Origin of the sequence: Flavobacterium azooxidireducens (assembly GCF_023195775.1) — a bacterium.
Classification (GTDB): domain Bacteria; phylum Bacteroidota; class Bacteroidia; order Flavobacteriales; family Flavobacteriaceae; genus Flavobacterium; species Flavobacterium azooxidireducens.
Map to the genome: position 1 here is coordinate 847,901 of NZ_CP096205.1, position 24,525 is coordinate 872,425.

The 24,525-nt window shown below is 33.7% G+C and carries 23 protein-coding genes and 1 tRNA gene; 10 read left to right on the forward strand and 14 right to left on the reverse strand.

The window, feature by feature from the left end; all coding sequences use genetic code 11:
* Nucleotides 1–13: 13 nt before the first annotated feature.
* From rlmN to M0M57_RS03820, 3 genes are all read right to left on the reverse strand, one after another.
* Nucleotides 14–1,069 carry a 23S rRNA (adenine(2503)-C(2))-methyltransferase RlmN gene (rlmN, locus tag M0M57_RS03810; RefSeq protein ID WP_248435530.1) on the reverse strand — a complete coding sequence of 352 codons (1,056 nt, stop codon included), beginning with the start codon at nt 1,067–1,069 and terminating at the stop codon, nt 14–16.
* 116 nt (nt 1,070–1,185) lie between these two features.
* Nucleotides 1,186–2,007: a TlpA family protein disulfide reductase gene (locus M0M57_RS03815; protein ID WP_248435532.1), complete on the reverse strand. Its 822-nt coding sequence runs from the start codon at nt 2,005–2,007 to the stop codon at nt 1,186–1,188.
* A 61-nt stretch (nt 2,008–2,068) separates the two neighbouring features.
* Nucleotides 2,069–2,827: a bacteriocin fulvocin C-related protein gene (locus M0M57_RS03820; protein ID WP_248435533.1), complete on the reverse strand. Its 759-nt coding sequence runs from the start codon at nt 2,825–2,827 to the stop codon at nt 2,069–2,071.
* A 106-nt stretch (nt 2,828–2,933) separates the two neighbouring features.
* Between M0M57_RS03820 and M0M57_RS03825 the strand changes: the two genes are divergently transcribed.
* From M0M57_RS03825 to M0M57_RS03840, 4 genes are read left to right on the forward strand one after another with little or no spacing between them, the layout of a single operon-like run.
* Nucleotides 2,934–3,302, forward strand: coding sequence for a helix-turn-helix domain-containing protein (locus tag M0M57_RS03825; protein WP_248435535.1), 369 nt, complete (start codon nt 2,934–2,936; stop codon nt 3,300–3,302).
* 47 nt (nt 3,303–3,349) lie between these two features.
* Nucleotides 3,350–3,670: a hypothetical protein gene (locus M0M57_RS03830; RefSeq protein ID WP_248435537.1), complete on the forward strand. Its 321-nt coding sequence runs from the start codon at nt 3,350–3,352 to the stop codon at nt 3,668–3,670.
* Complete coding sequence (locus tag M0M57_RS03835) at nt 3,663–3,929, forward strand: hypothetical protein (protein ID WP_248435539.1); 267 nt, start codon at nt 3,663–3,665, stop codon at nt 3,927–3,929. Before M0M57_RS03830 ends, M0M57_RS03835 begins: the two co-directional genes overlap by 8 nt.
* A gap of 2 nt (nt 3,930–3,931) precedes the next feature.
* Nucleotides 3,932–4,573 (forward strand): O-methyltransferase, encoded by a 642-nt coding sequence (locus M0M57_RS03840; RefSeq protein ID WP_248435540.1) that lies wholly within the window; start codon nt 3,932–3,934, stop codon nt 4,571–4,573.
* On the opposite strand, the gene M0M57_RS03845 is transcribed toward M0M57_RS03840, so the two are convergent.
* The 9 genes from M0M57_RS03845 to M0M57_RS03885 form a co-directional block, all read right to left on the reverse strand.
* A complete protein-coding gene (locus tag M0M57_RS03845; RefSeq protein ID WP_248435542.1) occupies nt 4,570–5,133 on the reverse strand; it encodes a phosphatase PAP2 family protein in 564 nt (187 codons plus the stop codon). The genes M0M57_RS03840 and M0M57_RS03845 overlap by 4 nt on opposite strands.
* A 2-nt stretch (nt 5,134–5,135) precedes the next feature.
* Nucleotides 5,136–5,483: a Sec-independent protein translocase subunit TatA/TatB gene (locus M0M57_RS03850; RefSeq protein WP_248435543.1), complete on the reverse strand. Its 348-nt coding sequence runs from the start codon at nt 5,481–5,483 to the stop codon at nt 5,136–5,138.
* A 185-nt stretch (nt 5,484–5,668) separates the two neighbouring features.
* On the reverse strand, nt 5,669–7,924 hold the full coding sequence (locus tag M0M57_RS03855; protein WP_248435545.1) for a M1 family metallopeptidase: 2,256 nt from the start codon (nt 7,922–7,924) through the stop codon (nt 5,669–5,671).
* A gap of 56 nt (nt 7,925–7,980) precedes the next feature.
* A complete protein-coding gene (locus M0M57_RS03860) occupies nt 7,981–8,484 on the reverse strand; it encodes a DUF6702 family protein (protein ID WP_248435547.1) in 504 nt (167 codons plus the stop codon).
* 8 nt (nt 8,485–8,492) lie between these two features.
* Nucleotides 8,493–9,293, reverse strand: coding sequence for a carboxypeptidase-like regulatory domain-containing protein (locus M0M57_RS03865; RefSeq protein ID WP_248435550.1), 801 nt, complete (start codon nt 9,291–9,293; stop codon nt 8,493–8,495).
* A complete protein-coding gene (locus tag M0M57_RS03870) occupies nt 9,283–9,996 on the reverse strand; it encodes a hypothetical protein (RefSeq protein WP_248435552.1) in 714 nt (237 codons plus the stop codon). Before M0M57_RS03870 ends, M0M57_RS03865 begins: the two co-directional genes overlap by 11 nt.
* Nucleotides 9,989–10,741, reverse strand: coding sequence for a hypothetical protein (locus M0M57_RS03875; RefSeq protein ID WP_248435553.1), 753 nt, complete (start codon nt 10,739–10,741; stop codon nt 9,989–9,991). The genes M0M57_RS03870 and M0M57_RS03875 overlap by 8 nt, the downstream gene beginning before the upstream one ends.
* Complete coding sequence (locus M0M57_RS03880) at nt 10,734–11,489, reverse strand: carboxypeptidase-like regulatory domain-containing protein (protein WP_248435555.1); 756 nt, start codon at nt 11,487–11,489, stop codon at nt 10,734–10,736. Before M0M57_RS03880 ends, M0M57_RS03875 begins: the two co-directional genes overlap by 8 nt.
* The gene (locus M0M57_RS03885) at nt 11,476–12,228 is read right to left on the reverse strand and encodes a carboxypeptidase-like regulatory domain-containing protein (RefSeq protein ID WP_248435557.1); all 753 of its coding nucleotides are present in this window, start codon (nt 12,226–12,228) and stop codon (nt 11,476–11,478) included. The genes M0M57_RS03880 and M0M57_RS03885 overlap by 14 nt, the downstream gene beginning before the upstream one ends.
* A gap of 293 nt (nt 12,229–12,521) precedes the next feature.
* Here M0M57_RS03885 and pepE point away from each other — a divergent pair, with 293 nt between their 5' ends.
* Nucleotides 12,522–13,229 carry a dipeptidase PepE gene (pepE, locus tag M0M57_RS03890; protein WP_248435559.1) on the forward strand — a complete coding sequence of 236 codons (708 nt, stop codon included), beginning with the start codon at nt 12,522–12,524 and terminating at the stop codon, nt 13,227–13,229.
* 454 nt (nt 13,230–13,683) lie between these two features.
* Here the strand turns inward: pepE and M0M57_RS03895 are convergent.
* A tRNA-Gly gene (locus M0M57_RS03895) sits at nt 13,684–13,756 on the reverse strand.
* Nucleotides 13,757–13,944: 188 nt separating this feature from the next.
* On the opposite strand from M0M57_RS03895, the gene M0M57_RS03900 reads away from it, so the two are divergent.
* Together M0M57_RS03900 and M0M57_RS03905 are read left to right on the forward strand one after the other, a co-directional pair.
* The gene (locus M0M57_RS03900; RefSeq protein ID WP_248435561.1) at nt 13,945–14,394 is read left to right on the forward strand and encodes a GNAT family N-acetyltransferase; all 450 of its coding nucleotides are present in this window, start codon (nt 13,945–13,947) and stop codon (nt 14,392–14,394) included.
* 5 nt (nt 14,395–14,399) lie between these two features.
* Nucleotides 14,400–15,974, forward strand: coding sequence for a L,D-transpeptidase family protein (locus M0M57_RS03905; protein ID WP_248435563.1), 1,575 nt, complete (start codon nt 14,400–14,402; stop codon nt 15,972–15,974).
* On the opposite strand, the gene M0M57_RS03910 is transcribed toward M0M57_RS03905, so the two are convergent.
* Nucleotides 15,963–16,670 (reverse strand): murein L,D-transpeptidase catalytic domain family protein, encoded by a 708-nt coding sequence (locus tag M0M57_RS03910; RefSeq protein ID WP_248435565.1) that lies wholly within the window; start codon nt 16,668–16,670, stop codon nt 15,963–15,965. The two genes, M0M57_RS03905 and M0M57_RS03910, sit on opposite strands and share 12 nt — an antisense overlap.
* Nucleotides 16,671–16,930: 260 nt before the next feature.
* Here M0M57_RS03910 and M0M57_RS03915 point away from each other — a divergent pair, with 260 nt between their 5' ends.
* Genes M0M57_RS03915 through M0M57_RS03925 form a run of 3 tightly spaced genes read left to right on the forward strand, consistent with a single transcriptional unit; the run spans nt 16,931 to nt 24,498 of the window.
* On the forward strand, nt 16,931–19,336 hold the full coding sequence (locus tag M0M57_RS03915) for a DUF5916 domain-containing protein (RefSeq protein ID WP_248435567.1): 2,406 nt from the start codon (nt 16,931–16,933) through the stop codon (nt 19,334–19,336).
* 51 nt (nt 19,337–19,387) lie between these two features.
* Nucleotides 19,388–20,905: a 2,3-bisphosphoglycerate-independent phosphoglycerate mutase gene (gpmI, locus tag M0M57_RS03920; protein WP_248435569.1), complete on the forward strand. Its 1,518-nt coding sequence runs from the start codon at nt 19,388–19,390 to the stop codon at nt 20,903–20,905.
* Nucleotides 20,906–20,910: 5 nt separating this feature from the next.
* On the forward strand, nt 20,911–24,498 hold the full coding sequence (locus M0M57_RS03925; RefSeq protein ID WP_248435571.1) for a T9SS type B sorting domain-containing protein: 3,588 nt from the start codon (nt 20,911–20,913) through the stop codon (nt 24,496–24,498).
* The last annotated feature ends 27 nt before the right edge of the window (nt 24,499–24,525 follow it).

Genomic DNA, 24,525 nt, shown 5'->3' on the forward strand with positions numbered 1-24,525 from the left:
ATCACAACTGGAATTATTCAGATACGGCTTCATTTTTATTCGCCAACTGACCACAAGCGGCATCAATGTCTTTTCCGCGACTTTTTCGAACTTTGGCAATCACGCCAATTTTGTCTAATGCTTTCACATATTCGTCCAAAGCAGCATCCGAAGCTTGTTGAAACATCCCGTCATCAATTGGATTGTATTCGATTAAATTGACTTTACACGGCACATATTTACAGAATTTCACCAATGCATCAATCGATTTTTTATCGTCGTTGATTCCTTTCCAAACCACATATTCATAAGTGATTTTGCTTTTAGTTTTTTGATACCAATATTCTAAACTTTCACGCAATTCTTTCAGCGGAAAACTTTTGGAAAAAGGCATAATTTCAGCACGAATTTCATCAATTGCAGAATGAAGCGAAACGGCTAATTTGAATTTGACTTCTTCATCGGCCATTTTTTTAATCATTTTAGGAATCCCCGAAGTAGAAAGTGTGATTCGTTTTGGCGACATTCCTAATCCTTCCGGCGAAGTAATCATTTCAATGGCTTTGATGACGTTGTTATAATTCATCAATGGTTCGCCCATTCCCATAAAAACGATGTTAGAAAGCGGTCGATCAAAATACAAACGACTTTCGTTATCGATGGCAACCACTTGATCGTAAATTTCGTCGGGATTTAAATTTCGCATTCGCTTTAAACGAGCGGTGGCACAAAAATTACAATCTAAACTACAACCTACTTGACTGGAAACACAAGCGGTGGTTCTGGTTGCGGTGGGAATCAAAACGCTTTCAACCACCAAGCCATCATACAAACGAACGGCGTTTTTCACAGTTCCGTCTTCGCTGCGTTGCATTTGATCTACTTTGATGTGGTTAATGACAAAATTATCTTCCAACATTTGACGGGTTTCTTTGGAAACATTTGTCATATCTTCAAAAGAATATACTTTTTTGCTCCACAACCATTCATACACTTGATTGCCACGGAAAGCTTTGTCGCCGTTAGCTACAAAAAAATCCCGTAGTTGTATTTTGGTCAATGCCCGAATGTCTTTTTTGGTGGTATTCATGGTGCAAATTTAAAAGGTTTTCAATTCAATATAAGCTTTAATGCTATAAATAAATTGAAATCTTAAAACTTTTGCCAATAAAAAAAGAGATGACTTTTTATTTTTTATCAATTATATTAATGAACAAAACCATCAATAACATCATTTATGTTATTAAAAACAACAGTTCGATCATAACTGGGATAACCATTATAAACTATTTTGTTGTTCTTAACTATTATTATTGTTGGATACTCAAAAACATTAATCTTAATTGCATCAGCACTTGAAAGTAGGTATAAATTATGAAAAGAGTATTTTTTATTTTCAATAAATGATTTTGTTCTCTCAATATCATCATTCTTTAAAGAAACATTTACAGTATAAAACTCTAAATTATTGTTAGAAGCATACTTTTTCTTTAGTTTATCAAAATCAGGAAATTTTTCGATACAAATACCACAACTTGTTGTCCAAAAATCTAATACATAGATTTTATTTTTATCAAATTCAATAACCTCTTTATTTGAATCATAAAAGTTGATTGCGATATCTTTTTCATAATTTTTTTTATAATTATTGTATGAAAAAATATTACTCATTAAAATAGTTGCCGAAAACCAAGAATAAATAAACACAACAATGAGAGTGATTGCTTTTTTTAATAATGAACTTTTATAAAATCGATGAGCAAGATATATTGTAATAGGTGTAAGCACAATAAAAAACAAAATTTTTTGAAAATCAACTAAATTAAAAATATGGAATAAGATTAAAATAAATGAATATGAAAAATACATAAAATATTTATTTAAATTAATTCCAAATTTAAGGTAAGCAAGAGTTATAAAAAAAACAGCTATTTGAAAAGTAGGCAAATAAAAACTATAATATGGATTAATTAAACCAATTAAAGTTTGATTAGAAAAAACAAGAACTATGTATAGAAAATATTTCATTAAATTCAATTTAAAAACGTCTTTTCCAAAAAGTTCATTTTTGGAAAAGACGCTGTTTTTTTTATCTGCATTTACCAGTACAATCTTCCAACAATAAAAACCCACATCCTTTTTGATTATCGTCTCTGCAGTTACCTTTACTACAGGTGTTTGGTCCACAAGCAAACATACCTCCCCACTTACAATTACACACTGGCAGTCCGCCCCCTCCATTAGATCCATCATCATGATTATGAGTTAAAACGTCTCTTGCTGTAGAATGAATATTATATTCAGAATCAGAATTATAAAACTCAAACGAACAAAAAGTAATTCCTATAAATTCATCAGACCAATTAAATCTTTGACGTCCTTCTTCAATAATATTGTTAAAAAAAATAAAATCATCATTTGAAAGTGACTTGTCAAATTTCATCTTACTTATATGATTAAAAACTTTTTCAAATATATCTTTTTGATTTGGATTATTTATTTTTAGTAATTCAAATTTTTCAATCCAAATTGATTTTCTATTATCTTCATCAATAAATCTAAAAATAGCTCTTTGCTCCTCTCCGATGTAACCTGAAATATCCTTGAGATTTATATCATCAAATTTTGATTTATTTGATTTTACCCATGAATCAATTTTAGCATCTTCACTGTAAGACATGTTATCTTCAGTACTACAACCAATTATAAAGAATGAAAATGACATATATAAAACTATTGATGTCATATTTATACCAAATAAACATTTCGGTTTTTGAAATATTGCATTCCAAAAACACTGATTTTTTTCTGATTTTCTCAAATCTAAATTAAGCTCTGCTTTTCTCATAATGTAAATAATTTTGTGTTAATAAATATATATAGAGCTAAATTAATTACGAATTGAATTTCACCTCATCATAATATTAATAAAATCAAACAAATAATTGCTATTTTTGAGCAATAAAATAATAAAACTTATGAATGTAGGTACAAAAATTAGAAAACTACGAATAAAAAATAAAATGAGTCAAGAAGAATTAGCAGATAATCTACAAATTGCTCAAACTTCTGTATCAAATTTTGAAGTAGGTAAAACGATTCCTGATTTTATTGTTATGCAAAAAATTTGTGAAGTTTTCAATGTTGGTTTTGATTATTTCTTAGATAGTGATAAAGAAAAATTTATTTTTAAAAAGAATGAAAATAATAATATAATTGTTGGTAAAATTGAAGTTTTAAACAATTCAATGCCCGAAGGTATTCTAGAAAATATGATAAAAAGAATTGAACAATTAGAAAAAAGATTAAATTTAGAAAACTGATTTGTATAATTTTGTTTTGTATTTTTGATATATAAACTTTTTTTGTAATGAATATAAATGAACTTAAATTAGAAATTATACGCCTTATTCTCAAAGAAGAAGATAAAACCGTCTTGCTTACAATCCAAAAAATTATTGAAAATAAGTTTGAAACTTCTGAACCTCCATTATCTTTAGTGGAAGAACCAACTGAGAAAATACTCTCTGAAACCGAAAACAAAATCATTGGTTATGATGCAGATGGAAAAGCATTAAATCTCTTAGATTATAATAACAAAGTTGAAGAAGGTCTAAACGACATTAAAAACAACAGAGTAATAAGTCAAGAAAAGTTAGAAAAAGAAATTGAAAGTTGGTATAATGAATAACTATTCGATTTTTTGGACTTTGAATTCTCGTAATGATTTGAACAAAATAAAAAACAATATTTCCAAATCATTGATGATTAGATTAATTAATGCTCCAAAAGAGATTACTTTTGCAGAACAATTTCAAATTGATGAATATCGAAATGATTGCAGAAGAATCATTGTTGACAATTTCAAACTACTTTATCGATTTTCAAATCATACCATTTTTATAATTCGGGTGTTTAATTCACGCCACAATCCAGAAAAAAGTAAATAATTATGCATTTCCTTTCCGAAGATTTAGAAGATTACGTCGCGGCTCATTCGCAAGATGAACCGGCATTATTGGCACAATTAAATAAAGAAACGTATCAGAAAATTTTATTGCCACGGATGTTGAGTGGTCATTTTCAGGGACGGGTTTTGAGTATGTTATCCAAATTAATTCGGCCAACTTCTATTTTGGAAATCGGCACTTATACTGGTTATGCTACCTTATGTTTATGTGAAGGAATGCAAGAAAACGCCATCGTTCATACCATTGATATTAAAGAAGAATTAGTTGATTTTCAACGGAAATATTTTGATAAATCGCCTTGGGGTAATCAAATTGTGCAACATTTGGGTGAAGCTGTGGATATTATTCCAACTTTAGACACGGAATTTGATTTAGTTTTTATTGATGCGGATAAAGAAAATTACCTCAACTATTATGAATTAATAGTTCCGAAAATGAGCAAAGGTGGCATCATTTTATCGGATAATGTGTTGTGGTCCGGAAAGGTAGTTGAACCTTTGAAAGAAGGCGATTTGAGTACTAAAATTTTATTGGAATATAACCAACGATTGAACAATGACCCAAGAGTGGAATCGGTGTTGTTGCCTATTCGAGATGGGTTGACGGTGAGTCGGGTACTTTAAGAAGCAGGAAAATATTTGGGCTGGATTATTTTATAAAATCGATAAAATAAAGTTCCTAAAAACATTCCAAAAAGGTATCCTGTTAAAATATCACCCGGAAAATGCAAACCAAGATAAATGCGACTATAGGCAAAAATTAACGGAAAGAGGAATAACAAAAATATGTATTTGAAGTGTTTTCTAAATAATAAGAAAATAAAAGTTGTTGTTGCCATCGAATTGGAAGCATGCCCGGAAAAATAGCCAAATGACTTGCGAATTAACACTTCTCTCATTTGCCCATCTAAACTAGGGTCGTTACAAGGCCGTAAACGTTCAAAACTAAATTTTGCAAGATTAGTTAATTGATCTGTGAATGTAATTAAAGCCGCCAAAAAAAGCACTAAAACTCCGAATTGTTTCCAACCGATTTTTTTGATGATAAAGTAGAAAACAAAAATAAATATGGGCGACCAATAGATTTGTTTGGTAATGATTAACCAAAATCTGTCCCATTGCTCTGAGCCTAAATTATTGAGAAAAAGAAATAAATCTTTGTCGAGTTGAATGAGTTCTTCCAAGGTTAAAATTGTCTTTTGATGGGTCCGGTGATTTCTTCGATGTCTTCTTTTACTTTTTCTATTTCAGTTGTAAAGTTGGTATCGACTCCAGTAGTAGAATCGACAGTATCGTTAAAACTTTGTTTTACTTTATCAATTTCTTCCGAAATTCCGCCGGTAAGGCTATTGGTATCTATTCCGTTAGCTTCGGCACTTTTTTGGATTTCGCTTTTAATATCATCGGTGGCGTGTTTCAATTGACGAAACATTTTGCCCAATGTTCTGGCTATTTCGGGAATTTTATCGGATCCGAAAAGCATGAGTACCACTAATATGATGAGTATGAATTCTCCTCCTCCTATTCCAAACATAATACTATTGTTATTTTGACTACAAATGTACGAAGATTTTTTAGCCCTGATAGTAGCGGAAATCCTTGAAGCGAAAAAAAGTATATTTTTCTTAACCCAAAAAAGCGACCAACGGAAGCTCTTTTTGGGTTTTAGAAAATAACTTTTTTTGCTGAAAGATTGAAGCGGATAGCAGGATTAGCTTCTTATTTTGATTTATCTAATTCGTCAAATTTTGATTTTACTGCTTCTTTTGGCCATGTATTGTTGGTAACATCAATATCGGCTGTTTCCAGTTTTGGATCGAGTTGAATTTTTTTGATTGGCTTTTCTGTTGCAAAAACACGAGTAGCCGTTTGATTGCTTTTTCGCCAAATTTGTGCAGGAAAGTGATGTGTTTCTGATGTTCCGTCTTCAAATTGTAACTCAACGATAATTGGCATTATCATTCCGCCCGGTTTATCAAATTCTACTTCGTAGAAATATTTTGGCGATTTTAATTTTGCTTTTTCTTCGGCTGAGAACTTGGTTGAAATAAAGTCGTTTAGCGAACTAATATCTTCGTTTGCTAATGCTTTTTTACGATTACTTTTGAGTTCTTTATGATTAGATTCGACCAAATAAACGTAAGGTCCGGTCGCAGTTCCGAAACGACCTCTGCGGGCTTTTACGTCTTTCAATTCGGCCGTTGGTTCATCGGTCACGAAAAATTGTTTGACTTCTTTGATGCCGATATCGACGTAATCGGTGGAGAAAAACCAGCCTCTCCAAAACCAATCTAAATCAACGGCAGAAGCGTCTTCCATCGTTCTGAAGAAATCTTCCGGAGTTGGATGTTTGAATTTCCAACGGTTGGCATAGGTTTTAAAAGCGTGGTCAAACAACTCGCGACCCATAATGGTTTCACGCAAAATATTTAATCCGGTTGCAGGTTTGGAATAAGCGTTGGCTCCAAATTGGTGAATGCCTTCAGAGTTGGACATAATTGGTTCTAAAAACCGTTGGTCGCCACTCATATAAGGAACTATTTTGCTCGCCGGACCGCGACTTGATGGGTAATTTTCGATAAAATCCTGTTCGGCTAAATATTGCAAAAATGTATCCAAACCTTCATCCATCCAAGACCATTGACGTTCGTCGGAATTGACAATCATTGGGAAATAATTGTGTCCGATTTCGTGGATAATTACGCTAATCATTCCGTATTTGATACGGTCTGACACAAATCCGTTGGCATCGGGACGACCGTAATTCCAACAAATCATTGGGTATTCCATTCCTTGATCTTCGGCAGAAATAGAAATGGCTTTGTGGTACGGATAATCGAATGTGTGACGTGAATACGTAATCAAGGTTTGAGCAACTGCACGAGTTGAAAATTCTTCCCATAACGGATTACTTTCGTTTGGATAAAGTGAAATCGCCATCACATTTTTGGTATCCAATTTCACCGCCATCGCATCATAAATGAATTTTCGAGATGTTGAAAAGGCGTAATCACGCACGTTTTCTGCCCTAAATTTCCACGTTTTTGTTTTGGTAGAAAAACCTTTTTCATTGGCTTTTGCTTCGTCCGGTGTGATGATTAAAACCGGCTTATCAAATGTTTTTTCAGCTTGTTCGTAGCGTTTGATTTGTTCGGATGTAAAAACATCTTTTCGGTTGAGTAAAACGCCGGTTGCTTCTAGCACGTGATCGGCAGGAACCGTGATGTTAACGTCATAATTTCCGAAAGGAAGAGCAAACTCGCCGCGACCCCAAAATTGCATATTTTGCCAACCTTCTACATCATTATAAACCGCCATTCTTGGGAAAAATTGAGCAATAACGTACAATCTGTTACCGTCTTTTTCAAATTCTTCGTAGCCTGAACGACCGCCATCTACTCTATAATTATTGATGTTGTACCACCACTTGATAGAGAAAGAAACTTTTTGATTTGGTTTTAAAGGTGTTGGCAAATTAATTCGCATCATCGTTTGATTGAAGGTATGCGAAAGTGGTTTTCCTGCCTCATCATGTACATAATCGATGTTGAAACCGCCATCGAAACCTTCATTCATATATTTTTTCACAAAACCATCCACAGGAATAGAACCGTCCATTTTTTGGCTTTCGATTAATGGTGTTTTCGATTGACGAGAACGCATATTTTGGTCTAATTGAACCCATAAATATTCTAATTCATCTGGAGAATTGTTGTGATAGGTAATGGTTTCAACACCGTCTAAACGTTTGTTTTTATCATCTAGAACGATGTCCATTTTATAGTCGGCTTGCTGTTGATAGTAAGCCGGTCCCGGAGCACCGGAAGCCGTTCTGAACATATTGGGCGTTGCCAATAAGTCATACATCTGACTGAATTTATTGGTATCATAATGACCCGGCTCGCGTTTGGTTTCGGTTTTTTCCTGGGCAAATAACAATGCTGGAAGCAAACCCAAAAATAAAAACTTCTTCATGCTTGTTTTTTTGAATCGTCTAAAATAAACATTTTACGGATGCTGTTGACTATTTATCAATATTTTAACAACTCTTCACGGTTTTCAAAAGTGAGCAAAGCACTCAGTTTTTTACCTGAAATTTGGGTGTGAATGATGTGTTGTTGTTCGGGAAGGAAGTCAAAAAGTGTGGTGTTTTTTATTTCTAACGAATTAATTTTAGAAACATCTCGGATAACGTGATATAAGATAATCACATCATCTTCAATTTCTTTGTCTAAATAAACGGTTGGTTTTGATTTACTATTGACTTTTATTGAAAAATTTTCACTGAAATAATTCTTCAAAATTTGAATTTCTTCGACTGATTCTTTGGTTGATCCGATGTAAAATTTCTTCTTATGTTTTTTTTCTAAGGCATTATTCAAATCATCAATAAAAATTCGGCTAGTAATTTGAATGGCTTTTTTGTCTTGAGCAAAGTTAATTTGTGTGACCGAAACATAGAATTTGTGCATTTCAAAAGACGAAATGGCAAGAGAACATACAATCAAAAAAAGAAGAAATCTTTTATTTTTCATCGTAAGAATTAATCTTTTGGAAGGTTTTTGTATTCTTTGCTTTTACTGATTAAAAAATCAATTAAATCGATTTCTTTGTCGGTTGCCAATAGTTTTCTGACTTTAGGGTCGGAGTCGCAATAATTGAGAAACAAACCAATTTCTTCTTGTTTTAAACCTAAGGTTTCTGTGAAAAAATGATAGGTGAATTTGTCTTTCACTGCTTCTTGGAAATTTTTATTTGAGGTGAAAACAATGGGTTGATTTTTACTTTTTTCATATCCAAAAAGTTTGCCAACCATTTTTCCAATTTTTACAAAATCCATCCCATACGGAATCGACAAATCGCTTGGCATGGCGGTGTTAAATTGCGTAGATTGAAAATCTTTTTCCATTTGCATATCGGAAATTTCGCTGCTGTTAAAAGCACTTTGTTTATCGGTAACTTTGATGTTTTTGGCATCTTTTTCTAGATTACCTGTAAGGGTTGAAGGCGTTACAATAACTTCATCCAATTCATTGATAAACTCTTCTAATTTAATTTTTAAAATGATGACTTTGAAATCGTGTTCGGTTAAAACCAATTTTTTCGATTTAAAAATCACACTCGAAAAAACCAACGTATCCGATGGTCTGGCATACATCGTAAAAAAGCCTAAATTATCGGTTACCGCTCCTTTGTTGGATGAAATGTTAAACACAGTAACATTATCGATTGCTGTTGCTTCGGAAATAATTTGTCCTTTTATAATTTCTCTTGAACCCAATTGAGCAAAAGAAAATTGAGCAAAAAGTAAAGTCAGTAAGAGTAGTAGTTTGTTATTTTTCATTGTTTAAATAGTTTAAAAAGTCTTGTGCCAATTCGCCTAACAAAAAGGTGACACGTGATTTATTTTTGGCTTGTATGGCTTGGGCTAAATCAATATCTTCCACCACATAAAATTTGAATCCGTCTACATATTCCTTTGGAATTTTGAATGTATTAGTGAAATCTGTGTCTTCAAAATTATCATCTAACCAACTAATCATAAATTCCTTTTTTTCAATTCCGATGTCCTTTTTCAATTGTTTGGTTCTACCTGACATCCAATTTAACAAAGGATCTAAAAGTCCTGTTGTAGCGGTTCTCAACCTTCTTTCAGCCGATGTATATGTTTTGGGTGTGTAATTTATTATCCCTAAATCTTTTGCGTTGATTCTGGAATAATCTGTTACCACCACTTCTTCTAATTCACTTACTTTGGCAGACATTACAATTTCTATTTTGCCGTTTTTGATGTCGGTTGAAGAAATACTTTTTCGCCAATAATTTAAATGAACAGCAGAAAAAACAATCAAATCGTCTTCTTTTACATCCAACCAAAATTCACCTTTTTCATTGGTAATGGCTGCTTTTTCTGAAACCAAATTGGTAACGTGAATTCCTTCCGCAGAAGCGTTTTCAACTTTTACAACACCATAAATTGTTTTCTGACCATAGCTAAAAACCGTGGTTAAAATTGAGATTATAAGATACAAAAAAAATCTATTCATCGGTGTTAAGGTACGTTAAAAATTCAACTGCTAATTTAGAAATACGCAAACTTCCGTTAATAGTATCATTAGAATTAAGGTAGTCTATAAATTCTTCATCATAAACTACAAAAACTTTGAAACCGTTTATATATTCTACAGGAATAGTTAGCTGATTGACGTAGAATTCATTTTCATACCAATCGTTCAACTTTTTTAGTAATAACTCCTTTTTTTCAATTTGAACCTCTTTTTTTAATTGATTGGTTCTTCCGCTGATTTGATTAATAAGCCCGTCAACACTCATTCCACCTAACGGAATTAGAAGCGGACTATACCATTTTAATTTTTCGGCGGTTCGCAATCGTCTTTCTGCCGGCGTATATTTTTTTGGTTTATAATCAATAATTCCCAAATCTTGAGCATTGATTTTTGTGTATTCTGTCACGACTACTTCTTCTAATTTTTGCTCTTTTGTGGTCATAATTACCTCAATAAAGCCATTTTTGATGTCGTTTTCCGAAATACTTTTTCGCCAATAATTCAAATGAACCGCAGAAAAAACAAGTAAATCATCTTCTTTTACATCTAACCAAAACTCGCCTTTTTCATTAGTGACCGTTGATTTTTCAGAGACTAAATTGGTGATGTGAATGCCTTCTGCGGAAGCGTTTTCAACTTTTACAACACCATGAATCTGCTTTTGACCCAAAACAAAAGTTGTTGTAAAAAACGAAAATAGTAAGAAAAATAAAGTTCTATTCATCCGCTTTCAAATAGGTTAAAAATTCATCTGCTAATTGAGTAATTCTGAAATTTCCGAGCACTTTGCTGTTTGAATTCAAATAACCGGTTAACTCTTCATCATACACAACAAAATATTTGAATCCGTCCACATATTCCTCTGGAATATTCAATTCATTGATATAAAACAGATTTTGATTCCAATTATCTAATTTGATGCGGAGAAATTCTTTTCTTTCCACTTCCAGTTCTGACTTTAGCATTTTTGTTCTGCCGGAAATCCAATTAAGCAATGGATCCAACGAAATTGATCCGCCCACCATTGTTCCTGCTCCCAACGTTGGATCTAAATCGGTTGCGGTTTTCAATCGACGTTCTGCCGGTGTATACGTTTTCGGTTTATAATTAATGATTCCCAAATTCTGAGCATTAATTTTGGTATATTCTGTTACAACAACTTCTTCTAATTTTATATCTTTTGGTGTAATTTGCACTTCAATAAAACCGTTTTTAATGTCTTTTGCCGAAATACTCTTTCGCCAATAATCCAAATGAACAGCAGAAAAAACGAGTAAATCATCTTCGCTAACATCAATCGAAAACTCACCGTTTGCATTGGTTATCACTGCTTTTTCCGAAACCAAATTAAGCACATGAATACCTTCGGCCGATTGCTCTTTCACCACCACTTTCCCTTTGATAATGGTTTGCGAAAACAACAACGGAACCCAAAACAAAAAACCGATTAGTACAATTTTACTTTTGCTCATTGAGCAGGATGTTTTTATATTTTTCTGCTAATTCTCCTATCAAAAAAGTGGCCAAATTTTTATTATCGCGTTTAATTGAATTGATAAAATTAGCATCTTCTACGATAAAGAAACGGAAACCATTCAAATATTCCAAAGGAAGCGACAATTTTTGAGTCAAAAACGCATCATCAAACAACTCTTTGATTCGAGAAATTAAATTTACTTTTCCTTCCGTTTCCAATGCTTTTTTAAGCATTGCCGTTCTTCCAGAAAACATATTAATAATCGGATCTACAGAAAAAGAAGTATTTAAACCCAATTGTGCATTGGAATTGGAAGCAGCACTATACCGTCTTTCAGCCGGCGTATAACTTTTTTGTCCTTTGGGGATGATGCCTAAACTAACTGCATTAATATGCGGATAAGCTTGCACAATCACTTCATCAAACTGCTCCGTTACGTTTTCCATTTTGATGATGAGCAGCTCATTTTCCCAGTTTTCATCATCCAAAACTACTTCTAAACCAACCAAATGCACGGCAGAAAAAACCAATGTATCGCCTTTTTTGGCTTGAATCGTAAAATATCCTTCTTTAGAAGAAACAGAACCTCGTTTGGTGCTAAGATTAATAATGTGAATATCCTGAAACTGATTAGAATCGGTTATAATTTTACCTTTACATACCTTTGTAATCGTGTCTTGCGACCAGCTTAGCGAGGTAAACAGCATTAAAAGGAAGAAGTAATTTTTGGTCATAAAGTTAAAATTCAAGCACTCGTAACTCAACTGCAAAATCTTGAAGCATATTCATTTTGTTACTTATCATTTTTTTCTCGCAAAGTCGCAAAAACGCAAAGCATTCACCGCGTCTTTGCGACTTTGCGAGAAAAAAATAAAAACTTATCTGAAAACATAATTTTGTTGCATGTGCTATTTAAAGTAAAAGTATTACAAATCCTTGCCAAGAATTTCCCAACAACTTTGTAATTTTTTGTTAATCTGATGAAAATTGAATCGCCTCGATGCGTATTTTTGTAAAAACAATACACATGAAAAACCTACTTATTGCCAGCACTTCTACCCTACATGGCGGAAATTATCTCGATTATTTGTTACCCGAAATAACCCTTCATTTTGCCCAATGCAAAACTATTCTCTTTGTGCCGTATGCCAGACCGGGCGGAATTTCGCATGATGATTATACGCTAAAAGTAAAAACATTTTTTGCCTTGCTGAACAAAGAAGTGAGAGGTCTAAACGAATTCAATAATCCAACCGAAGCTATAGAAAAAGCAGAAGGTATTTTTACCGGAGGCGGAAACACGTTTTTACTCGTTACGCAACTCCACCAAAACAACCAAATGCAAACGCTCAAAAAAGCCATCGAAAACGGCACACCTTATTTGGGAACCAGTGCCGGAAGCAACATTTGCGGACTCACGATGCAAACCACCAACGACATGCCGATTATTTATCCGCCGAGTTTTGAAACGTTGGGAGCCATTCCGTTTAATTTGAATCCGCACTACTTCGATGCCGATTTGCAGTCGAAACACATGGGCGAAACTCGCGAAACACGCATCAAAGAATTTCATCAATTCAATCAACAACCTGTGATTGGTTTGCGAGAAGGCAGCTGGCTCGATGTAAAAGGAGATCAAATTGTGTTAAAAGGAGAATTATCCGCACGATTATTTCGGCAGAATCAGGAAGCGATTGAGGTGGAAAGTGGGAGTGAGATGGGGAAGTTTCAATAGCAATGACAATTTCAAATATCAATGGCAATAGCAAAGATCAATTTCAATTACAAAAAGCAATTCAAAAATCTAAAAATCCAACAATCTAACAATCTTTTCTTGGGCGTGCCCCTCCGTAAACTCCGGGTCGGGCTATTCGCTGCAAGTCCTCGTTCGTCGTGCCTCCTCTCTGTGGGCTTTCCGCTGCTATCCCTCACGCGAATGAGTGCTAGGGAAGAAATTTGTTTTCAAAAGAAATAGTTGATTTATACAAAATAACTCTTTGCTCGCCAGAAGTAAAAATTCCAGCAAAAAACCGAGATAAAAATGCTAAAAAAGTAAATGCAGGCGTTTTTTGAACTAATTGAGGTATTTATTTTCATTAAATTAATTATCCGCTAAGAAAAGAAATGCTAATCAACAATCATTTTTATATAAACAAAAAACCCCAAACTTTCGTTTGAGGTTTTAGCAGAGCGGAAGACGAGGCTCGAACTCGCGACAACCAGCTTGGAAGGCTGGAGCTCTACCAACTGAGCTACTTCCGCATTTATCTCACAAAGGCTTATTTTCATTGGTGTTCGATGAACTGCGTTTGTGAGTGCAAATATAGACAAATAGTTTTCTTTGTTGCAAATTTTTTTTCAAAAAAATTATTAAAAAGCTAACAGAATTTATAACCAATTTATTCTGAAAAAGTTATACCTTTAGTTTTCCAAGTTTTACGACAAAAATTATGCTTACTTTAAAAGAAATAACGGCTTTGGATACTTATTCTGTGCGGCATCCCGTTCTTCGGGAAGGAAAACCGGTGGAAACCTGCCACTTTGAAGGAGATAATTTGCAGTCAACCATTCATCTTGGTTTGTATATTAACTGTGCTTTAATTGGTGTTGTTTCACTTTTTAAAAACAAAAACGAAGCCTTTGAAGAAAAAACGCAGTTTCAAATTCGGGGAATGGCAGTCTTAAAACATCATCAAAAAAGAGGCTACGGCGAAAAATTACTCCACGAAGCCGAATTGCATGCAGAAAAATATAAGTGTAATGTATTGTGGTTCAACGCCCGCGAAAACGCCATTCCGTTTTATGAAAAAACAGGCTATTCCGTTCACGGAAATCCTTTTGAAATTGGCGATATTGGCACTCATTTTGTTATGTATAAAAAAATGAACCCGATTTCTTAGTTGCTATGAAGCATTTTTACCTACTTTTTTTTGTACTCGTTTTGATTTCTTGCAACAAGAAAAAAAACCCTGATTCCACCAAAAAACCTCTTCCTGTTGAAATTACCGACGAAGGAAAAGTATTGGCAATTGATTCAACTTTCATTTCAAAAACAAACGATTCTATTGTTGCTACATTCTATCAATCGAATGAAAACAGAACGTTTTGGTTGGCATTCAATTGTCGAGAATCCCTTCTAACTATTTTGAATACTGTGGAAGAAGAAGGTTTAAATTCAAAAGATTTCGATTTAAAAAAAATTACAAAACTCGAAAAATCAATTCAATCGTTATCTGATAAAGAATTGGTTGAATATGATTTGATGCTTACGCAAAATCTAAAAAAATATGTAGAAAAAACGGCCAAAGGTTCTTTAAACCCTAAAGAATTATACAAAGATTGGGATTTAAAAGAAAACAAAATCGATGTGCAACAATTGCTTTTGAATTTTCAGCGAAAAGATTCGTTTGATTTTGCGGTAAACGAAGTTAAACCTCAACATATTGTTTATCAAAAACTAAAAAACAGTTTGAAAATAATCAATCAATTTCCGGATGAAAATTTCAAAAAACTGGAAATCAAAGACAAAATTGTACTAAATGATACAAATGATGTGTTAATCGAAGTAAAAAAACGACTTGCCTATTGGTACGACATGAAAAAACCGGATTCGTTGACTAACATTTATGATGAAACTACGTTTAATGCCGTTAAAAATTTCCAAAGTCGGCACGGTTTGGCTCCCGACGGCGTAATTGGAAAAGGAACAATTGCCTCGCTGAATTTTACCAAACAAAAAAGAAAAGAACAAATTATTGCCAACATGGAACGCTGGCGATGGTTTCCGCGAAATTTTGAAAAAGAATACCTCATCATCAACATTCCCGACTATTCGTTGCAGGTGGTGAAAGAAAAAGATACGGTAAAAACACACCGAATTATTGTGGGAAAAGCCAGTAGAAGCACGCCTATTTTGTCTTCCAAATTGAGTTATGTGGTTTTTAATCCAACCTGGACCGTTCCTCCCACAATTTTAAAAGAAGACGTGATTCCGGCAGCTACCAAAAACAGAGGTTATTTTGCTTCCAAAAACATTACAATTTATAGCGGAAGCACTGTTGTGAGTCCGTATGATTGGAATCCGGCCAAAGGAAGATCGTACCGTTATGTGCAATCTCCGGGAAGCTTCAATTCGCTCGGATTGGTTAAAATTATGTTTCCAAATCGCTTTTCAGTTTATCTGCATGACACGAACACAAGAGGATATTTTGAACGAGAGAATCGTTCGTTGAGTTCAGGCTGTGTTAGGGTTCAAAATCCGTTTGAATTAACCGAATATCTTCTTGATGATCCTGAAAATTGGAATAAAGAAAAAATTGATGAAGTGTTGGCTGAATCAGAAACAAAAAATGTAAGTTTTACCAAACCAATTTACCTGCATCTTTTATATTGGACAGCTTGGAGCGATAAAAATCTACTAATTTTTAGAGATGATATTTACGGTTTGGATGCCGAATTGTATAAAAAACTACGAAATTAACTTCGAAGCAACTTTATAACTTCTTGACGGATGATAAATAAACAAACATGATTTGTCTTTTATCGTTTTGATAATTTCTTGGTTCAATTCTACCGGCAACGCTGGACAACCTTGACTTCTTCCTAAACGTTTGTTTTGTTTGATGAATTGCTCAGACACATAATCTGCACCATGAATCACAACCGCTCTTTCGCGAGCTTTGTCATTAATTCCTCTTTCCAAACCATCCAAACGAAGTGAAAGACCATGCTTTCCTTGATACGTTTCTCCGGTTAAGTAAAAACCTAAACTGCTTTGATATGATTCTGATTTATTGGAAAAAGCGGTAGCAAATTCTTCACCTGAATTTCTTCCGTGTGCCACTAAGGAATGATATAAAACCGTGTTGGTGCTCATGTCAATTACCCACATTCTTTTGGAATTGGCAGACAAACTAAAATCGACAAGCGTAAGGATATCATTTTGAATTAAACCTTTTTGCTTTAGTTGGTAAAAACCCTCTAAAGCCTTGGTAAAACTCTCTAATTGCGGAAGTTTAAAATTTTTAGCATCTAAATTATTATACAAAGAAATCACTTTTGATTCAAAAGTTACTTTGCTATTGGATGCGATAATTTTAGGGTCTGTGGTATTATTTGATGGTGTTGTAAATGAAAATAATCCAAACAACAAAACCGATAAAATCTTGTAATTCATTGGTAATCTACAGGTTAAAAATTAGACTTGGGATGCCAAAAATATAAATTAAAAGTTTAAAACCAAATTATTTTAAACTAAATATCATCTTTTTTGGAAATTAGCTCACTTTCAAAGAGTGAACCAATCAGAAAACGGAAAAAAACTACAATTCGTATCGCGAAAATGTAACATAACGAAACTTTAACGTCTTTATAAAATATTTCTTAATGAAATGATAAAGTAATTGTTACTATAAATCCAATAGTTAATTTTGAATTATGAATTCAATCAGGCCACTCTTTTCTATCGTTTTAATTTTTATAATAGGAACAACCCAATCGCATAGTCAGAAAAAAACAACTGCTCTTCGTGTCAATGAATCTATTTCCATTGATGGAAAATTAGATGAAGCTGTTTGGATGAAAACACCTGTAGCCAATAATTTCATTATGCTCGAACCGGACAATGGTATGCCGGAATCTCCAGAAAGAAAATCGGAAGTTAAAGTGATTTATGATGACAATGCTATTTACATAGGAGCTATTTTATATGACAATGAAGCATCCAAAATAGAAAAAGAAATAACACAACGGGATATTTTTGGAACCGCAGATCATTTCGGAATTTTCATCAATGGATTTAACGACGGTCAGCAAGATTTTCGCTTTTTCGTTTCCGCTTCCGGAGTTCAAATGGATTGTTTAGCGACCGAAAACAACGAAGATTTTTCCTGGGATGCGATTTGGAATAGCGAAGTGAGAATCACTGATTTTGGTTGGGTGGTAGAAATGGAAATTCCGTATGCCGCTCTTCGCTTTTCGGAAGAAAACATTCAAACTTGGGGTGTGAATTTTTTTAGAGAAATTCGTCGTTTTAGGCAAAAAGTAACATGGAGTAAAATCGACCGAGCGGTTGGTTCAGTAATTAATCAAGCCGGTATTTTGGAAGGAATTGAAAACATCAAAACCCCTACCCGATTATTCTTAATTCCTTATACATCAGGTTATGTTGAATCAAACAATTTGGTAACAGAAAGCACTTTTAAAGCCGGAATGGATATTAAATACGGCATCAATGATTCTTTTACCTTAGATGCGATTCTAGTTCCAGATTTTGGGCAAACTGCTTTTGATAATGTAGAATTAAATTTAGGTCCGTTTGAACAACAATTCAATGAAAACAGACCTTTTTTTACCGAAGGAACTGATTTGTTTTCCAAAGGAAATTTGGTTTATTCCAGAAGAATTGGCGGAGCACCTTCTTCTTACCCTGCTACAAATCAAAACGAAACAGTTGAAGCTTATCCAAACACTGTAAATCTTCTGAATGCTTTAAAAGTTTCCGGAAGAACAGCAGAAGGTTTGGGAATTGGTTTTTTAAATGCTATTACCGAAAAAACCTATGCCAGAATCAGAAATACTGATACAAATGAAATTCGGAATGAATTGGTTGAACCATTAACAAATTATAATGTTTTGGTTTTTGATCAACGTTTCAACCAAAATTCATCTGTTTCCTTTATCAACACCAATGTAACTCGTGTTGGTGATTTTAGAGATGCCAACGTAACCGGAATTGTGTATGACATCAATTCAAAAGGAAACAAATATAATTTTTCCGGCGATTTAAAAATGAGCAGCATTTATGATGATGAAAAAGGAAATGGCTATTCTACTTTTGTAAATTTTGGAAAAACCTTCGGAAAATACCGTTATTCAATTGCTTCGCAATATGTTTCTAAAGAATTTGACATTAACGATTTAGGAATTAATTTTGTAACGAATTATCACAACTTAGCTGCGAATTTTAATTACCGTATTTTGAATCCCACCAAACGATTCAATTCCTTTAACCTAAATACAAATTACTACATTGAACTTGAAAATACCACCGGAAAAGCTCAAGATCATTGGATTAATTTGAATGTAAATTCCAGTACATTAAAAAATGATTTTATAGGTTATGGGTTTTTAGTAAGTCCGTTTGTAACCTATAATTTTTATGAATCAAGAGTTCCGGGCAGACCATTGGCTTTTCCGGCTACTGGAAATGCTTGGGTTTATTTTTCATCCAATTATAATAGAAAATTTGCATTAGACATTGAACCTTCTATTAGAATTTTTGATCAAGAAAATCGGATAAACTATGGTTTATTTATTAGTCCAAGATATCGTTTTAACGACAAATTGACGTTAATTTATTCAACCAATTATAACCGTCAAAACAGCGATATCGGTTGGGTAGATTTTTCTGAAAACGACATTATTTTAGCAGAAAGAAATCGAACAACATTGACCAATTCCATTTCAGGGAAATATGCCATCAACAACAAAATGACATTGAATTTAACCACTAGACATTACTGGTCTTTTGCCGAAAATGTTCAATTTCATACATTATTGGAAGATGGAACTTTCACACCAAACAACAGCTATGCTTCCGATAAAGATGCTAATTTTAATTTGTGGAATTTTGATTTGTCGTATTCATGGTGGTTTGCTCCGGGAAGTCAAATTACAGCACTTTATCGCAATAATGCTCAGAATTTTTCCAACGACATTGATAAAAGCTATGGTTCAAATTTCAACAATGTGTTTGAAGATAATCTCAACCACGTTTTTTCTGTGAGTGTTCGCTATTTTATTGATTACAACAAAGCTAAAAACTGGTTTAAAAAAGTCTAAATCATTCTTTCAGAAAGCTGTGTTTCATTATCTTTGTTTAAAATTTTTTCTATGAACAAGAAAGTAATCCTTATGATTTTAGACGGATGGGGACATTCGCCGGACCCAAAAGTTTCTGCTATTGACCATGCCAACACGCCATTTATTGATTCATTATACCAAAATTATCCCAATGCCGAATTACGCACTGATGGCTTAAATGTTGGTCTTCCCGAAGGTCAAATGGGAAATTCCGAAGTGGGTCATATGAATTTAGGAGCCGGGAGAATTATCTATCAAGAACTTACTCGAATTAATTTGGCTGTTCAAAATAAGACCTTGAACAACGAAAAAGTGTTGCAAGAAGCTTTTCAATATGCCAAAACAAATCATAAAGATGTTCATTTTTTAGGATTAGTTTCAGATGGTGGCGTGCATTCACACATTGATCATGTAAAAGGATTGGTTGATGCTACACAAGATTTTGGTTTAAACAATGTTTATATTCATGCGTTTACAGATGGTCGAGATGTTGACCCAAAATCAGGTGTTCGATTTATATCAGAATTAGAAAATTATTGCAAAAATACCACTGCAAAATTAGCATCCGTTATTGGTCGCTATTATGCTATGGATCGAGACAGAAGATGGGAAAGAATAAAATTGGCGTATGATTTATTGGTGAATGGAATAGGAAAGCATTCTCAAAATGCTATTGATAGTATTCAAGATAATTATGCTAATGATATAACCGATGAGTTCATTGAACCTATTTTGATGGTCGATGAAAATGACAAACCATTAACCACCATAAAAAACGGTGACGTTGTTATTTTCTTCAATTTCAGAACCGATAGAGGTCGTCAATTAACTGAAGTTTTAACTCAATTTGATTGTCATGAACAAAATATGCATCAGTTGGATTTGTATTATGTAACGTTAACGAATTATGATGAAACGTATAAAAACATCAAAGTAATTTACAACAAAGATAATATCACAGAAACGTTGGGAGAAGTTTTAGAAAGAAATCATAAAAAACAAATCCGAATTGCAGAGACAGAAAAATACCCACACGTAACGTTCTTTTTTTCAGGTGGTCGAGAAGAACCCTTTGAAGGCGAAACCCGTATATTAAGAAACTCACCAAAAGTAGCCACTTACGATTTGAAACCTGAAATGAGTGCCTTTGAATTAAAAGATGCCTTGGTAGAAGAACTCAAAAAAGGAGAAGTTGATTTTGTTTGTTTAAATTTTGCTAACGGCGACATGGTTGGTCATACCGGTGTGATGGAAGCAGCCATAAAAGCTTGTGAAGCAGTAGATGTTTGTGTAAAAGAAGTAATCGAAACGGCTTTGGCAAACAATTACACCACCATCGTTATTGCCGATCACGGAAATTGTGAAACAATGATGAACTCAGATGGCTCACCAAACACAGCTCACACCACCAATCCTGTTCCGGTGATTTTGGTTGACAACGATTTAAAAACAATTAACAATGGTGTTTTAGGCGACATTGCTCCAACCGTTTTAGACTTGATGGGAATAGAAAAACCTGATGCTATGACAAGGCATTCCTTACTGTAAATATATTGAAATCAATTTATAATTTTTTCGTTCTACTTTGGCTTTTAATCATCCAAGACGCTTTTGCTCAAGGAGGTGCTCCTAGTTGTCAAGAATTTCAAGCAAATTTTGAATCTTATCAATCGTGTGCTACAAGCATTCCGTTTCAAAATTCAACAGGTGCCAATAGCGAGAGTTTCTCAACCACTTGTATAGGTGCTGCTTTTAGAGGACCAACTTGGTTTTTTATTCAAATTCAAACACCCGGAAGTATTACTTTACAAATTAGTCAAGTGAATGATGCCGGTATTGGTACTGATGTTGATTTTGTGCTTTGGGGACCGTTTACAGATTTATCAAACGTTTGTAGCCAGCTCAATATTTCAAGAGAAGTAGATTGCAGTTGGTCTGATAGCAGCATCGAAATTGTTTCTATTCCAAACGGACAAACTGGTGAATTATATGTGCTTTTGATCGACAATTATTCTAACCAATCAGGACAAATTTCTATTTCGCAAATTGATGGAACCGGAAGTTCAGATTGTAGTTTTTTATCTTCGGTAGAAATCATAGACGATAGCGGAAACGAAATCACACAAACTGAATACTGTAAACCACAGACAAAAAGTATCACTGCGAGAATTGACGTAACCGATTTTGATGGAAATCCCGGGGATTTACGTTTTAATTATACTTGGTATAGAAATGATGTAGTGTTAAGTACAATTACAGATAGCACAATAAGCACAAACACATTAGCCAACATTGCAGAATCCGGCATCTATCGAGTAGAAACAACCACTTATGATAGTACCGACCCAACGGTTGATCTAACTAATTTACCTGTCAGTGAAGCTGAAATTGAATTAAAATTCTTTGTTTTACCGAATATTTCTATACAGAATTCTGCAACAGTATGTTTAACTTCAAATCCGGTTTTACAAGGCACTATTTTGAACCAAAATTTATTTGATCAATTAATTGATAATCCAATTTATCAATGGTATAGAAATGATGTGCCTGTTTCTGGTATTTCTAATAATAGCTTTACACCAACACTTCCCGGAAAGTATAATTTGGGCATAAAAAACGGTGGTTGTAACGAAGTTATTTCTAACTCAATTTTTATTTACGACACGCCTCAAGTTAGTATTTTAGACAATGCTTCGATTTGTGATAATGATAGTTTTACGATTACTTCTACAATTGCTAATAGCGGAAATTTGAATAATCTAACCTATCAATGGTATCAAAACAACAATCCGATTGCTGGTGCAAATGGAAACACATTGGTTGTTTCAACGGCAATTCAAGCTAATAATTCAACCGCAGCCTATTATTTAGAAGTTACAGAAGAAGGAATTTGTGTAGGAAATTCGAATACTGTTTCCGTTCAAATAAATCCAGTTCCGGTATTAAACACAAGCCCAATTATAGTTGAACAATGTGATTATATTGCTCCAAACAATGATGGAATTGCCACTACAAATTTAACCGAAGCATATAATCAAATCACCAACAATGTTTCCGGTTTAACCTTGTTTTATTTTTTAGATAGCGGTTTAACGCAACCGATTTTGACTCCCGAAGCGTTTGTGAATTCAACAGCGAACCAAACCATTTATGTGATTGCGGTGAATGAAAATGCAACTCCAAATTGTACTTCAACCACTGTAGCAACCATTGCTTTGACAGTAAATCCTACGAGTTTATCATCCTATCCAAATATGGCTCCTGTTTGTCCGGTTTTGAATCAAAATTATGGTTTGGTGAATTTTTCAACTCAGGAAAACATTATCCGAACTAACTTTTTTGGCGGCAATCCGGTTGAAATTACTTTTTACTTAACAGATACAGATGCTTCTGTAAAAACAAATCAATTAACAAATTTGTCGCAAATTCCGGTTGGAATTCAAACTATTTATGCACGAATTGAAACCAATACTATTTGCGAAGGCGTTGGTGTTTTTCAAGTAGAAATAATTACGCCACCTCTTCAAAACACTGTTGCTTCCATTGCTTTGTGTGAAAATGAAAGTATTGTTTTAAATAGTTTTGATGCGGAAGCTCTGTTAAACCAAAATCCAACTGTCCAAACAACTTATTTCAGAACATTTCTATTGGCAGAAAACAATTCTGGTGCTTTAAATAAAAATATTCCGCAAGCATTTCCGGTTGGCGAAAACGACATTTTTGTTCGTTTATTTGATACGGCAACACAATGTTTTTCGATTATAAATTTCACTATTGAAGTTTTTCCAAATCCGGTTATTTTTAATCCAAATCCGATTTCTATATGTGGCGATATGGTTTCAACGTTTGATTTAACACTTCGAAACAATCAAATTACGGGCGGAAACAGCGATTATCAAGTATTCTATTATGAGACTCCTGCCGATTTAACAGCAGATAATTTTATTCCACAGCCGGATGCTTATCAATCTGCTACAAAAACTATTTTTGTAAAAGTAGTTGACCCAACTAATAACAATTGTTTTTCTACCACTACTTTAAGTTTAGCGGTAGTAACAATTCCTGGAAGTTTAAACAACCCAACTCCTATTGAAAATTGTGATGATAGCGGGTTTTATGCTTTTGACTTAACCGAAAGAATTGCAGAAATTGCAGGACCTTCTAACTTAAATAATATTGTTATCAGATATTATGAAAATTTTACTGATGCTCAAAGCAACAACAATTTTTTCATTCAAAATCCAACAAATTTCACCAATACAATTAAGGATTTTCAAACAATTTATGTCCGTGTAACCAGCACCACCAATTTTGATAGTGAGACTGGATTAGCCTGTTTTAGAGTTTTAGAATTAGACCTTTATGTTCGTCCGTTTCCGGAAAATAATCTGAGAACATTTCCATATTATATTTGTGTGGATGAAAATGGAAATATCTTGAGAGAGGCGTTTATTAGAACATTATTAAATGAAACCGATTATACTTTTGCATGGTTTACCGAATTTGATGCTCTTTCAGGAAATGAAATTTCAGGAGAATCTTCAAGCACATTTTCAACTGACATCGAAGGAAATTTTTCAGTTTTAGTAACAAACATTTCTAATGCGGCACTTTGTTCGAGCGTTTTTAATTTTACAACGATAAAAACTTTAACTCCAAACGCTGTTACGGTTTCCCCACAAAACTTAATTAGATTTGAAAATGAGAATACAATCACTGCAACGGCTACACCAACTTCTGCGGATTATGAATATTCTATAATTCCGGATTTATGGCAAGAAAGTCCAATTTTTACCAATATTCCGGCAGGTGATTTTGTCTTGAAAGTTCGCAATAAATTTGGTTGCGATGAAATAAGCACCTCGTTTACTGTTTTAGATTTTCCTATATTTTTCACTCCAAACGGAGATGGTTTTAACGATAGTTGGAAAGTTATTGGCTCACCAATTATCGAAATTAACCATGTTTATATTTTTGACCGTTATGGAAAATTACTGAAAGAAATTGGTCAAAACGGCAACGGATGGGATGGAACTTTTAACGGAAGACCAATGCCGTCTGACGATTATTGGTTTAAAGCGATTTATACTAAGGATGGAGTAAAGCAAGAATTTAGATCTAATTTTAGTTTGAAACGATAGAAAAAACAAACATCATATAAAAAATCA